The organism is Echinicola sp. 20G (assembly GCF_015533855.1).
Lineage (GTDB): Bacteria > Bacteroidota > Bacteroidia > Cytophagales > Cyclobacteriaceae > Echinicola.
The window spans coordinates 1,471,680-1,485,037 of record NZ_AP024154.1; the positions used below are offsets into that span (position 1 = coordinate 1,471,680).

Genomic DNA, 13,358 nt, shown 5'->3' on the forward strand with positions numbered 1-13,358 from the left:
TTTTTTGAGTATGATTTTTTTATCTAAGCTGTTTTTTTTGGATGACTTTTATCCAAGACGAATTTACAAGATAATATCCGTAATTTTTACCCCGCTTTGGATATTATCAATGGAGGCTTTTGCCCAGTCTGTGGGAGCTTACAGAAGCATTGCAAGCGGTGATTTTGATCAAATTGGTATTTGGGAGGTTTATGATGGTGCTTTGTGGAATGCTGCCAGCATCAAACCAGATGAAAACCATGATGTGTACATAGAGTTTGGTCATAAGGTTACGCTTCAACAAAACGAATCAGTGCATTCTTTATTTTTGAATGCCCAGACAAGTACCGGTGAGAAGTTGGATATCAATGACTTCCAATTGGAGGTTTATGGAAGCCTTAATGCCTTTTCAGGATCAGCTCCCGGAATTGCAGGTGGGGCTTGGAACACCATCGATTGGATTGGGAGTAGTGTAGGTAGTGAGTTGGTCTTTAAGGGAGATTCAAGAGTAATTATTCCAGCTGGGGCTTGGAGCGGATTTACTACCAGAAGCAGGTATTCAGTAATTTTTGATCCAAACTCAGATGCTATGCTAACTATTCAGGAACCTATTAAAGCAAATAGGTTTGTGATCAAGTCAGGAAAGGTGATTCAAGAAGGGATTCCCGGAGTGGATTGTGCTACCTTCTCCTTTAATAATGATCCCTCAGTAACGGGAGCCTATGGTGAGTTAACCATCGAATCTGGGGGGACTTTGGAAACTGACTGTGGGGAGGAGATCATCATGAGATCAGTTGCAGGTTTGGTGCCTGCTTTGCTTTTTGATTTAGAGGAAGGAGCTAGTTTGGTTCTTAATGCCAATGATCCAGAGATCAATGCGGTCTCAATTAATTTTGCTGGAACAGTCATCTATAACTCCAATTCAAGTACCCAGCACTTTGTCACCTCAAGCATAGCCAGCTCGGCCATTCCGGAAAGTTATCAACATATTGTTTTTGATGGAAATGCATCGAAAGAATTGCCTAATCATCTTGAGGTCACTGGAAATATAACTCGTTCTGGTGGAGGTGCGATTGTGGATAACAATACTGATTTGTCCTTAACGGGAACTACAGATCAGAATGTTTCAGGTTTTGCTCTAGACGTGACCAATTTGGATTTGAATAAGAGTTTAGGCGTGTTAGAGGTGGATCATGACTTAAATGTTAAATCTACCTTGACGATGACCTCAGGAGAATTGAATTTTAATGGAAAAAATCTTTCTATTAACACTACTGGTTTGGGAGGATTGGTTTATTTGGATGGTTTTTGGTCCAATCTCAACCTACTTGAGTATAATAACCTTCCAAATGTTTTAACAACGTCCAATGCCACCTTTCCCTTTGTGGATAAGTATGAGGGTGGTGTGAGGACTTTAGAAATAACAGGCATGCATACTGCCTTATCTTCAGGTCTTAACATCACTTACCAACAGCTTCCCGGAGTTGATCATTCTGCCAATTTTTTGGATAGTGATGGGACTTTAGTTTTGTACCAGCTAAACAGTTATTTTTCCTTTTCGGGTTTATCAGCAGATAACAGTGATTTGATCTTAAGGATTTCTGCTGATGATTTAATTGTGGATAATGTAGATGATTTAAGGGTTGTTGCAGATCATCAAGCTGCGGAAGGAGACCATTTGTCAGGTGGAACAAGTGGGGGTCAATTGTGGGCAAGAAGAGAAGTTTCCTTATCAGAGTTAAATGGGAATGATTTTACGATAGGGAGTTACAGAGTGGCGACAATCCTTCCCATCACCTGGATGAATTATGGTGTGAAAGCCCATGGAAAGTATAACCTAGTTGAATGGACGATTAGCGGTGATGAAAAATTAAGCAAATACCATATTTATCGATCTGAAGATAATGTGGATAACTTTAGTAAACTGGAAAGTATATCTGCTAATGATTTTGTTGGAGGTACAGGAGTGTATCAGTTTTTGGACCAGCTTCTTAATGGGACTGGGCATTACTACTATCAAATTGGAGCGGTGGATAAGTGGGGCAAGGAGGCTTTTAGTCCCGTCTTTGGCTTACAGAGAAGTGATCTCCTCAAAGGGGAATTTCATGTTTTTCCCAATCCCTACTTGGCTGGAAATATTAATTTTGATCTTCCAATTTATGAGCCCAACAGCGTAATGACTTTGATCATCAAAGATGCTCAAGGAATTGAAATCGCTCAATATTCAGGCAAAATTGATCAGATAACTGACTCTTTTGTGGAAAAGTTGAAATCACTGAGAAAAGGATTTTACATCATTTCATGTGTAGTAGAAAACGAAGTGTTTACAGAAAAATGGATCAAGCAATAAAAAGCCCTAAGCTCAAAGCTTAGGGCCAAGGTATTATTGATTTGATTAGTATAATTCACGTTTATTCAACCGTCACTGATTTGGCCAGGTTTCTTGGTTGATCCACATTACAACCTCTCATCACCGCGATATGGTAGGACAATTGCTGCAGTGGTACTACAGAAATCAAAGGAACAAAAGCTTCATGCGCCATTGGAATTTCGATCACGTGATCAGCCATTTTTTTAACAGTTTGATCACCTTCAGTTACGACAGCGATGATTTTACCTTTTCTGGCTTTCACCTCTTGAATATTGCTGACCACTTTTTCATAAGAGCTGTCCCGAGTTGCAATAAATACAACGGGCATTTCTTCATCAATCAAGGCAATTGGGCCATGCTTCATTTCAGCAGCAGGATACCCTTCTGCATGAATGTAGGAGATTTCCTTTAATTTAAGTGCTCCTTCCAAAGCAACAGGGAAGTTGTACCCACGTCCCAAATACAAGAAGTTACTAGCGTCTTTATATTGGGCGGCGATCTTTTCTATTTGATCGTTTAATTTAAGAGCCTTTTCTACTTTTGCAGGGATAGATTCCAGTTCGCTAAGCAACTGCATGTAGGTGCTTTCCGGCAAAGTCCCTCTTTGGTACCCTAGCATAAGTGCCATCATGGAAAGTACAGAAATCTGGGCTGTAAAGGCTTTGGTGGAAGCCACACCAATTTCTGGTCCAGCGTGGGTATAGGAACCCGCGTGAGTGGCCCTGGCGATGGATGATCCCACCACATTGCAAACGCCAAAAATAGTTGCACCTTTTTCTTTTGCCAACTCAATAGCGGCTAAAGTATCGGCTGTTTCTCCTGACTGTGAAATGGCAATTACAAAGTCTTTGGAATTGATTACAGGATTTCTATATCGAAATTCAGAAGCATATTCTACTTCTACGGGTACTCTTGCGAATTCTTCAAAAAGGTACTCGGCCACAAGACCGGCATGCCAACTGGTGCCACAGGCAGTAATGATGATCCTGTCAGCATTTTGGAATTTGTTCATGTAGTCCCTCAATCCACCAAGGATCAATCGCCCTCCATTAGCATCCAGTCGACCACGCATACAATCCGCAATGGACCTAGGTTGCTCACTGATCTCTTTCAGCATGAAATGCTCAAAACCTCCTTTTTCAATAGCCTCGAGTTCCATTTCAAGCTGGTTGATATAAGGGTGGGTTTCTACATTTTCAATTGTCTTGATTTGTAGTTTGGCATCTCGGATTACAGCGATTTCATAATCATCCAAATAAACTACCTGATTGGTGTATTCGATGATGGGTGTTGCATCAGAGGCAAGAAAGTATTCTCCCTCTCCCACACCAATGACCAATGGAGATCCTTTTCTGGCTGCTATTAGCGTATCAGGTTCATCCTTGTTCATCAAAACAATAGCATAAGCCCCTACAATCTTGTGAAGTGCTAACCTTACGGCTTCTTCCAGACTGCAATTGTTGTTCTGATAAATGTCTTCAATAAAGTTGATAAATACCTCAGAATCGGTTTCACTATGAAAAGTGTATCCTTTATTGATGAGGTCTGTTTTGAGTACATCGTAGTTTTCGATGATCCCATTGTGGATCATGGCGAAGTTTTCCGATGAAGAATAATGAGGGTGGGCATTGACATCATTGGGTTCACCATGTGTTGCCCATCTGGTATGACCTATTCCGATATGGGAATGGAGGTCAGGGTTGTCGATCAAGGAGTTTTCCAGCTCGGAAACTTTTCCTTTTTTTTTGTAAACATTCAGGCCGGCTTCGTTCAATAAGGCCACACCAGCGCTGTCATAGCCTCGATATTCAAGGCGTTTCAGGCCCTTAATGATGACAGGCAGGGCTTCCTGCTTGCCAACATAAGCTACAATTCCACACATAAAAATTTTGTTTATTAGGGTCGGAGATATATTATTAGCTATCGCATTTTTGAATAGTAAATTTTAAGTTTGATAGAATTTTGATTTACAACATACTCTCTCAATGAACGAACAAAGTCGTTCGAATAAGGAGGAGTGCTGCCGCTAGAGGGTGTTCTAGGGTACAATAACAAGTCATACCTTTGTACATCTGTTCTGAAAAGCGCATCTACATAGCTTGTTAGGGATTGTTGGTAGATGAATTTTTCGGAATCAAACAGTAAAGGATTCGTTCCTGAAGTAGAAACAGCTGGAAGCACATTTCCATCTTCATCAACTACGACCTGAGTGGATACATCAGATTGAATTGAATAAAGTGCTCCATCTGATTCTCTGGTCAAAATTTGATTACTTTCGTCTGTAAAATAAGGAATTAAACTTTGTGGAGGAAGTTTGCTGTCTGCAAAATTCTCTGTTGGGCCCATTACCAAAGTAGCTTGGTTAAAAGTAGCATTTTCCAAAGTGTCCAAGAAATTGGACAAAGGCTCCATATCCAGTCTCAGCACTAGTCCCAAAAGGGATTTACTACCTGCTAGGTTACCTACATCATAAGCTTCATCATTTTCTACAATAACCTCGGTAGGTGTTCCTGTTGGGTCGTTTAAGACGCCGTTAAAGTGCCTTGATTGAGCAGTGAAAATGGTAAAGGTGCTGGAAACCGTATCTTCTTCACTTTCTCTATAGTAAAGTTTGATTCCAGTGTCGTTTCCTACCAAAACATTGATAGTAGTTTCTTCGTCAGGATTTCCCTTCAGGGCGAAGCCTGGGAAATAATCCCTGAAATTGAAAATATTGTCAAAGACGGCATCCTCGTTTTGTAATTTGCTAAAAAGATCCGCAGCAAGCGTTTCATCCAAATTCATGGCAACGATGGTGTCAGAATTTTCTGTAAGCATAAATGAACCACTGGCAAACGGAACTTCTTCATAGGATAGGTGGTCAAAACTATAATAGGCCGTATCCAAAATAGGCTCAGTAAGCTTGTGGGCAGAAAAGGACTTAGCATCATCAAGATCTTCAGCGGTGAGGGAGGAAATGCTAATACTAAACCTTGCTGAATCTAAAATAGCATCTGTAGTAGGTTTAGTAGCAGTCGTGCTAAAAGCCATCCTGCTGTAGCCAATGGCTTCAGTTCTTCCAAAATAGTCGCTGTTGTCCCCTCCGACTACCAACACCAATGGGTTGGTGGTTTTAAGGGAATCTACAGATACCAAAGAAGCAGAAAGGGGTATTTCTGCATAGAAAACCCCTATCTGATTAGCATTTGGATCAAGTACCAAACCGATATCAGATGGATCGGTACAAGAACTATTGAATGATGTAGTAATTAATAAGATACCGGCAAGCTTAGCCTGCCAGGTCTGTATAGATGTTGTAATAACTTTCAAAAAGTTGTTCTTCTTCGTCTTCGTTGTTAATCTCACACTTTTTATCTTTAGAGCACTCTTCAATGATTTGATTAAGGCTGTCAGAAATTTCGTCTCCTTTGATCACCACATCGGCATATTCCATTCCTATTTTAAGGAATCCTTCATAGTCCTTGGACTTGAGAGGTGCCAAAATGCTGTCATCGATATCGACCATTTTTACTTTCTCCAGCAAATCATCGCCAAATTTATGATTAAATCCGTTATTATAAATAGTGAACACTGATTTTGTGCCTTTAAATAACGGCTCATTCTTATAAGTAGTTTTCAAGTAAAGAGGAATCAAACTGGTCATCCAATCATTGCAATGTACCACATCTGGCGCCCAGCCTAGTTTTTTGACAGTTTCAATCACTCCTTTACAGAAGAAAATGGCTCTTTCGTCATTATCTTCATAGAAATTTTCTTGCTTGTCAAAGAAAACGCTTTTCCTCTGGAAATAGTCTTCGTTGTCGATGAAATAAACTTGAAGTTTTGCATTAGGAATAGAAGCCACCTTGATAATCAATGGTTTCTCCTCATCTCCTACAGAAATGTTGATTCCTGAAAGCCTTACTACTTCGTGCAACCTGTTCTTTCTTTCGTTGATCAAACCAAATCTCGGAACAAGAATACGGATTTCCATTCCTTTTTCTTGCATTGCCTGCGGCAGGGCTCTAACGAAGTTAGCGACCTCTGAAGTTTGAAGAAATGGATTGATTTCACTTGCTACGTAGAGAATACGAAGTTTGGACATATCTTGTTTTTTTTATTGAGGGATAATACGGGACTACAAAGATACAAAAAAAATTACAAAAACCCATTGATATTGTCCAGAATAATATACATTTGCCCCTATTTTGCTATGTCAAAATGAAAAAGTTGTGAAAATTCTCCATACCAAAAACGAAATAAATTCAAAGCTGTTTGAGCACAGAAATGCTTCGAAGTCAATAGGTTTGGTGCCTACTATGGGGGCTTTGCATGAGGGGCATTTGAGCTTGGTGCATAAGGCCAAAGGTCATGCTGACGTGGTGGTGGTGTCCATCTTCGTCAATCCTACCCAATTTAACAATCCTGAGGATTTGGAGAAGTATCCAAGGACGGTTAGCGAAGATTTGAAGATGTTGGAAATCAGTGGAGTTGACTATGTGTTTCTTCCTTCCGTGGAGGAAATGTACCCGCAGCCCTCCAAGTTAAAGTTCGATTTTGGAGATTTGGAAACTATCCTGGAAGGAGCGTTCAGACCTGGACATTTTAATGGTGTCGGTGTGGTGGTCTCAAAACTGTTTCATATTATCAAGCCAGATTATGCCTACTTCGGTCAAAAGGACTTACAACAAGTAGCCATTATCAGAAGGATGGTGGAAGATTTGTCTTTTGATGTGAATTTGGAAATAGTACCGACCGTTAGAGAAGAGGATGGATTGGCGATGTCTTCCAGAAATAGGCGGCTTAATTCAGAAGCAAGGAAATTGTCTGTAATGCTCTATGAATCTTTAGTTTGGGCCAAGAATGAACTTTTTGCAGGTCGTCCTTGGTTGGAGGTACAGGAAAAAATATCACACAAATTTAATGAGGAGCCACTGGCAAAGCTTGAATACTTCGAATTGGTGAAGACAAATAGCCTTGAATTGGTCTCTGGCATTGATTTGGGTAGTCAGTTGAGCACCAATGAATTCTCCATTTGCACTGCTGTGTATATTGGAGATGTGAGGTTGATCGACAACTTACCAATATAATGCTTAAATTTGTGGCAAATTTAGAATGTGATGCAAATTCAGTTATTAAAATCAAAGATCCACAGGGTTAAAATTACCCAAGCGGAGCTTCATTATGTAGGCAGTATTACGATCGATGAGGACCTTATGGACGCAGCAAACCTCATAGAAAACGAAAAGGTACAGATTGTCAACATCAATAATGGCGAGCGTTTGGAAACTTATGTGATCAAAGGAGAGCGAGGCAGTGGAAAGGTTTGTCTGAATGGTCCAGCTGCACGTAAAGCGCAAGTTGGTGATGTAGTGATCATTATATCTTATGCAAGTATGGATTTTGAAGAAGCAAAGTCCTACAAGCCGGTAGTCATATTTCCAGATGATTCTAATAAATTGATCTAAACTTGAGACTTAATATTAAGCAATGGATTCAGGTGGTGATTTCACTTTCTGTAGCCATTTGGATCTTTTGGTTCTTATACAAAGATGTAAAAATGGAAAGCCTGTTGGACGCACTTCAGCAGGCTTCACTTTTTTGGATTGGCATGTCCATCCTGGTATCTACCTTTGGCTTTTGGCTAAGGGCGTGGAGATGGAAGTTGCTTATCAATACTGACCTAGAGAAAAAAATAACCACTTCAAGGACTTTTTGGGCTTTGATGGTGGGGTATCTGGTGAATATGCTAGTGCCCAGAGCTGGTGAAGTGGCCAGGTGTGGCGTCTTGAAAAAGACGGATAAGCTCCAAGTTAGCAAATTGTTAGGGACTGTGATTTTGGAACGTTCCATCGATTTGCTGTTTATGCTGTTGGTGATTTTTGTTGCTTTTGTGTTGGAGAGAGAGGTTTTTGTAGGTCTAGCGAAAGACTTGATATCATTGGACAGTCTTAAATTAGCGGTGCAGGAATACCTTCCTTTGCTCGTCGGTGCGATTGTGCTGATTTTTATTCTGTTTTATTGGATTACTAGGAGATATCGGGATCATGGCATTGTAAAGAAGTTTCAGCACTTTATGAGGGAATTTCTCACCGGATTAAAAAGTGTTTCCCGCATGGATCGCCGCGCGGGCTTTTGGTTGGCTTCTATTGGGATTTGGATAATCTATTACCTCATGATGTACTTTATTGCCATAGGCATGCCCAATACTGCCAATTTGTCTCCATCGTCTATATTGATGGTCATGGTGATGGGAAGTATTGGCATGATTGCTCCAGTCCAAGGTGGAATCGGTACTTTTCATGCTTTGGTGGCCTTCATTTTGATGACATATGGTCTTAGTGAAGAAGAGGGCAAAATATTTGCAGTTATTGTCCACAGTTCGCAAGTCCTGATAGTTATCGTCACTGGTGTGATCAGTTTATTGGCGGTGGCAAAAATTTCTGTGATTTCAAAACCAGAGGAGGATGGCTTGCGTATTAAATAGGCGTTTAAAACAAACTAGAATATGTTATTAATCTTAATTGTAGTTGTATTTGGGATTTTAGGCTTTGTCGTAAGTAGCAAGCTGAAAAGTAAGTTTAAAAAGTATTCCCAGACAGCCCTTCAGGCTAATCTTTCGGGTAAAGAAATTGCCGAATTGATGTTGGCAGATCATGGTATCCATGATGTATCCGTCAACTGTGTAGATGGACAATTGACAGACCATTATAATCCACAAAATAGAACGGTAAATCTTAGCCCTGATGTTTATTATGGTAGGAATGCTGCGGCCACGGCTGTGGCAGCTCACGAGTGTGGTCACGCGGTACAACATGCCAGATCCTATGCTTGGTTGAACATCCGCTCTGCGATGGTTCCCGTTCAGAATGCCAGTGGTAAGATTTTGAATTTTGTGCTGATCGCCTCTCTTTTTGGAGGGTTTTTGATGCTCAATACAATAGATTTTCGTTTGATTGGGATGGTTGTGGTAGGAGCATATGGAATTATTACCTTATTTACCTTTGTGACCTTACCGGTGGAGTTTGATGCCAGTAGAAGGGCATTGGCTTGGGTAAAAGAAAGAAATATCGTCACTCCTTCTGAGTATGATATGTCCAAAGATGCTTTGAAATGGGCGGCCATGACCTATGTGGTAGCAGCCTTGGCTTCATTGACAACGTTGGCTTATTATGCCTCCATCTTCTTTGGTGGAAGGGATTGATTATTAATTAAAATACAATAAGGTGAAAAGGGGTAAGAAATTGCCCCTTTTGTTTTTTTAGGCTATATTCCTTTATTCAAAGAGATAAACCCAAAGCTTATGAACTTTCATCTTACCGAAGAACAAATGGCCGTTAAGGAAGCGGCCCGAGATTTTGCTAAAGCCGAATTATTACCTGGAGTAATTGATCGTGACACCCATGCCACTTTTCCAAAAGAGCAGATCCAGCAGATGGGCCAGTTGGGTTTTTTGGGCATGATGGTAGATCCGAAATACAATGGAGGAGGGATGGACACCATTTCTTACGTATTGGCCATGGAAGAGATTTCAAAAATTGACGCTTCTGCATCGGTGGCTATGTCTGTCAATAACTCATTGGTCTGCTGGGGGCTGGAAAAATACGGTTCAGAAGCCCAAAAAGAAAAGTACCTAAAGCCATTGGCAACTGGTGAAGTGTTAGGAGCATTTTGTCTATCAGAACCAGAAGCAGGTTCTGATGCCACTTCCCAAAGGACCATTGCTGAAGATAAAGGAGATTATTACCTCATCAACGGTACCAAAAACTGGATCACTAATGGTTCTACAGCCAGTGTTTACCTGGTCATCGCCCAAACAGAACCTGAAAAAAAGCATAAAGGCATTTCTGCCTTTATAGTAGAAAGGGATATGGAAGGCTTCGAAGTAGGCAAGAAGGAGGACAAGCTGGGTATTAGGGGATCTGATACGCATTCATTGATGTTTAATGATGTGAAAGTGCCCAAGGAGAACAGAATTGGTGAGGATGGTTTTGGTTTTAGCTTTGCCATGCAGACTTTGGATGGTGGACGAATTGGGATCGCTGCGCAAGCCTTAGGAATTGCTTCAGGAGCCTATGAGTTGGCTTTGGCTTATTCAAAGGAGCGTAAGACTTTTGGGAAACCCATCAGTCAACATCAGGCCATTCAGTTTAAATTGGCGGATATGGCAACAGAGATTGAAGCAGCAAGGCTTTTGGTGATGAAAGCGGCTTGGTTGAAAGATCAAGGAAAGGATTATGGACATGCCAGTGCCATGGCAAAATTGTACGCTTCTAAGGTAGCGATGGAAGTAACGGTAGAAGCTGTACAAATTCATGGAGGTTATGGATTTGTCAAAGAATATCATGTGGAGAGGCTTATGAGGGACGCTAAGATCACCCAGATTTATGAGGGAACCAGTGAAATTCAAAAAATAGTTATATCTCGTAATATTTTAAGATAATAAATTTCAATACCTAAAGAACAGCTTAATCTTTATCATTTATACTATTCTTTTATTACGCTGAAACTTTTCTTTATTTTTGTTATATAAAAGTTAAAAAAATCATACTTTTACAAGTAACATACAAAAAGCGTCTGTCATGGAATATTACAATAAAGTCATTGAATCCGTTGGTGTAAGGTACACGAGGGGGAACAACTACAAAGTTGAGAGACCTATAACCGTGACGGATTATATTGAACCAGAGAACTCTGTAATCCTATTGCATCAAGGTTCTTTAAAATTTGGAGATGAGCAAGAATTGGTAAATGAAGGGGAGATTCTCTTCATTCCTGCGGGACGACCAAGCAAGGTTACCTTTGGTCCAGCCACCAAAAGGAATGAGTCGTCCAACGATGAATTTGTAGAAAACAAGAAAAAGCACCTACAAACCATCAGTTTCAAGGATATCAAAAATGCAGAAGAGGATTGTTTGACCATCGTTACCTTTGAAGCAAAGGTGTTTGATGTGGTTAATTTCTTCAATTCATTGGGAATTCCTCCATTTATCATCCGTTTTAATGACCGATTGGCCTCTATCATTGAGGACGTGGTCAAAGAATCAGAGCAAAACACTCCTGGAAAGGAGCGAGTGATCAAGCTGCACACCGAGTTATTGGTGGTAGAATTGGTAAGGCATATTCTTAAAAACAGGTTGTTTGTGGAAGAAATGTCTACAAACAGTACCTATTTTAAAGATCCTCGATTGATCGATATGTTCAATTACATCAAGAAGAATATCGGTGGAGATCTTTCCAACAAGGTATTGGCGAAGGTGGCCAATGTGTCTGAAGATTATGTTGGTCAGTATTTCAAAATGCTTACTGGTATCAATCCTCAGGATTACATTGAATACCAGCGCATGGAAGCTGCAGTGGATTTGCTAAGAACTACCAAGAAAAGCATCCGGGATATCGGCAAAGAAGTAGGATACAAAGATACGGCTTACTTCTGTCGCAGATTCAAAATGATGTACGGTTTGCCAGCTGGTAAAATGAGAAGAAGAGAATCCTTAATTAACGTTCAAGGATAAATTATAGACTTTCATAAAGTCAAGAACCTCGGTCAAAAGATCGGGGTTTTTTTCTACCCCATTTCCCAGCACAACGATGTCGGCCCCGGCATCCCAAACATTTCGGGCTTTTTCGATGGAGTTGATTCCTCCTCCCACTATCAAGGGAGATTGTGTTGTTTGTTTGACATGCTTGATGATTTCCTTTGATACGGGAGTGTTGGCTCCACTGCCTGCGTCCAGAAAGAAGGTCTGAAGACCAAGGAATTTTCCGGCAAGAGCGGTGGCTTTGGCCAAAGATGGTTTGTTGTTGGGGATAGGTATGGTTTGGCTGATGTAACTTGCACTGCTGATCTGTCCGTCATTGACCAGCATGTAGCCAGTGGGCAATACTTCCAGTTCAGTGTTTGCAAGCAACGGTGCAGCTGTCACGTGCTGACCAATGAGTAGTTCAGGGTTTCTTCCTGAGATAAGTGAAAGAAAGAGTATTCCATCAGCCAGAGGGCTGATCTGAATGACATTACCCGGGAAGAGGATAACTGGAATGTCAGCACATACCTCTTTGATCCTCATTACGGTTTTATCAACATTTTTTTCTGTCAGAAGACTTCCTCCAATAAAGAAAAAGTCAACTTCATTTTGATAGGCTTGGTTGATGAGTGATTTAAACTGACTTTCTGCGCCGACTTTTTCAGGGTCAATAAGCAAGGCCAAGGCTTTTTTGCCTGATAGTTGAAGCTGTTTAAATGTCTTGAAAATTTTATCAGACTTTTCTGTCGGCATCAGTAACTTTTTTTGAAAGAATGTCAATTAATTTGGCTTGTCCCAGAGAAAGGGCAACCATAAACAGCCTTTTACCAACACCGCCCATAAGGGAAGCTTTATGCTTCTTGGGCTTTTTAACTTTGATTGGATGACCCTCATCTCTCATTTCTTTGATGAGCTTTGTCTTTGCTTTCTTCTTACTTTTGCCACGAATAAGCTTAGTGGCTCCATAAGATACCAAGCCTCCAGCCAATACGGCACCGCCAACTTTTGCCCATGACTCGGATTCTTTTTTGAGAACGTCAAGCTGATGGTTAAGCTGTTTTTCAAGGTCTTCTTCTTGTTTTTTGAGCTCCTTATTGGTCATTGTTCTTATTTGTTTTTCTGCTGAAAAGCAGGAATTTACTTATTCCTTCATGAACAGCTTTTTGAATACCTACAGAGTCTTTTACGATGTAAAGTAATATCAGAAAGGCTACATAAATCAAACCAACATATAAAAACCCAAGTGAATTGGAGTAAGTAAGTTCTGCAAAATAAAATGCCAAGGCAATGCTGGCAAATAGTAAAATGAACACACTGATAATTACTACCATGCTCAAAATAGCTATCCGGGTGATGATTCCGGAGAGCTCCTCTTGGATGTCGTTTTTGGCCATTTGGATTTTGACCTCAATCAACTTTTTAACTGTATTAATTATCTCGGAGACGTTTAGCATCATCTTTAGATTATGATTAAAAATTATTCCTTGAGACAAACTCAATACAAT

At 40.4% G+C, this 13,358-nt stretch carries 13 protein-coding genes; 7 read left to right on the plus strand and 6 right to left on the minus strand.

What is annotated here, in order from left to right; all coding sequences use genetic code 11:
• The first annotated feature begins 10 nt into the window (after window positions 1-10).
• Window positions 11-2,329: a T9SS type A sorting domain-containing protein gene (locus JL001_RS06540; RefSeq protein WP_200975329.1), complete on the plus strand. Its 2,319-nt coding sequence runs from the start codon at window positions 11-13 to the stop codon at window positions 2,327-2,329.
• A 61-nt stretch (window positions 2,330-2,390) separates the two neighbouring features.
• On the opposite strand, the gene glmS is transcribed toward JL001_RS06540, so the two are convergent.
• The 3 genes from glmS to JL001_RS06555 are packed head-to-tail and all read right to left on the minus strand — an operon-like array spanning window position 2,391 to window position 6,434.
• A complete protein-coding gene (gene glmS / locus JL001_RS06545; RefSeq protein WP_200975330.1) occupies window positions 2,391-4,232 on the minus strand; it encodes a glutamine--fructose-6-phosphate transaminase (isomerizing) in 1,842 nt (613 codons plus the stop codon).
• Between the two features lie 38 nt (window positions 4,233-4,270).
• On the minus strand, window positions 4,271-5,659 hold the full coding sequence (locus JL001_RS06550; RefSeq protein WP_200975331.1) for a DUF4270 family protein: 1,389 nt from the start codon (window positions 5,657-5,659) through the stop codon (window positions 4,271-4,273).
• On the minus strand, window positions 5,619-6,434 hold the full coding sequence (locus JL001_RS06555; RefSeq protein ID WP_192011927.1) for a glycogen/starch synthase: 816 nt from the start codon (window positions 6,432-6,434) through the stop codon (window positions 5,619-5,621). The genes JL001_RS06550 and JL001_RS06555 overlap by 41 nt, the downstream gene beginning before the upstream one ends.
• Window positions 6,435-6,561: 127 nt before the next feature.
• Here JL001_RS06555 and panC point away from each other — a divergent pair, with 127 nt between their 5' ends.
• From panC to JL001_RS06585, 6 genes are all read left to right on the plus strand, one after another.
• Window positions 6,562-7,419 (plus strand): pantoate--beta-alanine ligase, encoded by an 858-nt coding sequence (gene panC / locus JL001_RS06560; protein ID WP_200975332.1) that lies wholly within the window; start codon window positions 6,562-6,564, stop codon window positions 7,417-7,419.
• Window positions 7,420-7,449: 30 nt separating this feature from the next.
• On the plus strand, window positions 7,450-7,797 hold the full coding sequence (gene panD, locus JL001_RS06565; RefSeq protein ID WP_192011929.1) for an aspartate 1-decarboxylase: 348 nt from the start codon (window positions 7,450-7,452) through the stop codon (window positions 7,795-7,797).
• A 2-nt stretch (window positions 7,798-7,799) separates the two neighbouring features.
• A complete protein-coding gene (locus tag JL001_RS06570; protein ID WP_200975333.1) occupies window positions 7,800-8,816 on the plus strand; it encodes a lysylphosphatidylglycerol synthase transmembrane domain-containing protein in 1,017 nt (338 codons plus the stop codon).
• 21 nt (window positions 8,817-8,837) lie between these two features.
• Window positions 8,838-9,533 carry a zinc metallopeptidase gene (locus tag JL001_RS06575; RefSeq protein ID WP_200975334.1) on the plus strand — a complete coding sequence of 232 codons (696 nt, stop codon included), beginning with the start codon at window positions 8,838-8,840 and terminating at the stop codon, window positions 9,531-9,533.
• A 99-nt stretch (window positions 9,534-9,632) separates the two neighbouring features.
• Window positions 9,633-10,772, plus strand: a complete 1,140-nt coding sequence (locus tag JL001_RS06580; RefSeq protein ID WP_200975335.1) for an acyl-CoA dehydrogenase — start codon at window positions 9,633-9,635, stop codon at window positions 10,770-10,772.
• A 139-nt stretch (window positions 10,773-10,911) separates the two neighbouring features.
• Window positions 10,912-11,844, plus strand: coding sequence for a helix-turn-helix domain-containing protein (locus JL001_RS06585; RefSeq protein WP_192011933.1), 933 nt, complete (start codon window positions 10,912-10,914; stop codon window positions 11,842-11,844).
• Here the strand turns inward: JL001_RS06585 and JL001_RS06590 are convergent.
• The 3 genes from JL001_RS06590 to JL001_RS06600 are packed head-to-tail and all read right to left on the minus strand — an operon-like array spanning window position 11,824 to window position 13,310.
• A complete protein-coding gene (locus JL001_RS06590) occupies window positions 11,824-12,606 on the minus strand; it encodes a geranylgeranylglyceryl/heptaprenylglyceryl phosphate synthase (RefSeq protein ID WP_200975336.1) in 783 nt (260 codons plus the stop codon). The two genes, JL001_RS06585 and JL001_RS06590, sit on opposite strands and share 21 nt — an antisense overlap.
• Window positions 12,587-12,955: a hypothetical protein gene (locus JL001_RS06595; protein WP_200975337.1), complete on the minus strand. Its 369-nt coding sequence runs from the start codon at window positions 12,953-12,955 to the stop codon at window positions 12,587-12,589. Before JL001_RS06595 ends, JL001_RS06590 begins: the two co-directional genes overlap by 20 nt.
• The gene (locus tag JL001_RS06600; RefSeq protein WP_200975338.1) at window positions 12,945-13,310 is read right to left on the minus strand and encodes a phage holin family protein; all 366 of its coding nucleotides are present in this window, start codon (window positions 13,308-13,310) and stop codon (window positions 12,945-12,947) included. The genes JL001_RS06595 and JL001_RS06600 overlap by 11 nt, the downstream gene beginning before the upstream one ends.
• Window positions 13,311-13,358: the final 48 nt, after the last annotated feature.

What these genes read in the sequence shown, in the direction of transcription:
- JL001_RS06540 (WP_200975329.1), top strand. Translation starts at nt 11, where the DNA reads ATGATTTTTTTATCTAAGCTGTTTTTTTTGGATGACTTTTATCCAAGA.
- glmS (WP_200975330.1), bottom strand. Translation starts at nt 4,232, where the DNA reads ATGTGTGGAATTGTAGCTTATGTTGGCAAGCAGGAAGCCCTGCCTGTC.
- JL001_RS06555 (WP_192011927.1), bottom strand. Translation starts at nt 6,434, where the DNA reads ATGTCCAAACTTCGTATTCTCTACGTAGCAAGTGAAATCAATCCATTT.
- panD (WP_192011929.1), top strand. Translation starts at nt 7,450, where the DNA reads ATGCAAATTCAGTTATTAAAATCAAAGATCCACAGGGTTAAAATTACC.
- JL001_RS06575 (WP_200975334.1), top strand. Translation starts at nt 8,838, where the DNA reads ATGTTATTAATCTTAATTGTAGTTGTATTTGGGATTTTAGGCTTTGTC.
- JL001_RS06580 (WP_200975335.1), top strand. Translation starts at nt 9,633, where the DNA reads ATGAACTTTCATCTTACCGAAGAACAAATGGCCGTTAAGGAAGCGGCC.
- JL001_RS06585 (WP_192011933.1), top strand. Translation starts at nt 10,912, where the DNA reads ATGGAATATTACAATAAAGTCATTGAATCCGTTGGTGTAAGGTACACG.
- JL001_RS06590 (WP_200975336.1), bottom strand. Translation starts at nt 12,606, where the DNA reads ATGCCGACAGAAAAGTCTGATAAAATTTTCAAGACATTTAAACAGCTT.
- JL001_RS06595 (WP_200975337.1), bottom strand. Translation starts at nt 12,955, where the DNA reads ATGACCAATAAGGAGCTCAAAAAACAAGAAGAAGACCTTGAAAAACAG.
- JL001_RS06600 (WP_200975338.1), bottom strand. Translation starts at nt 13,310, where the DNA reads ATGATGCTAAACGTCTCCGAGATAATTAATACAGTTAAAAAGTTGATT.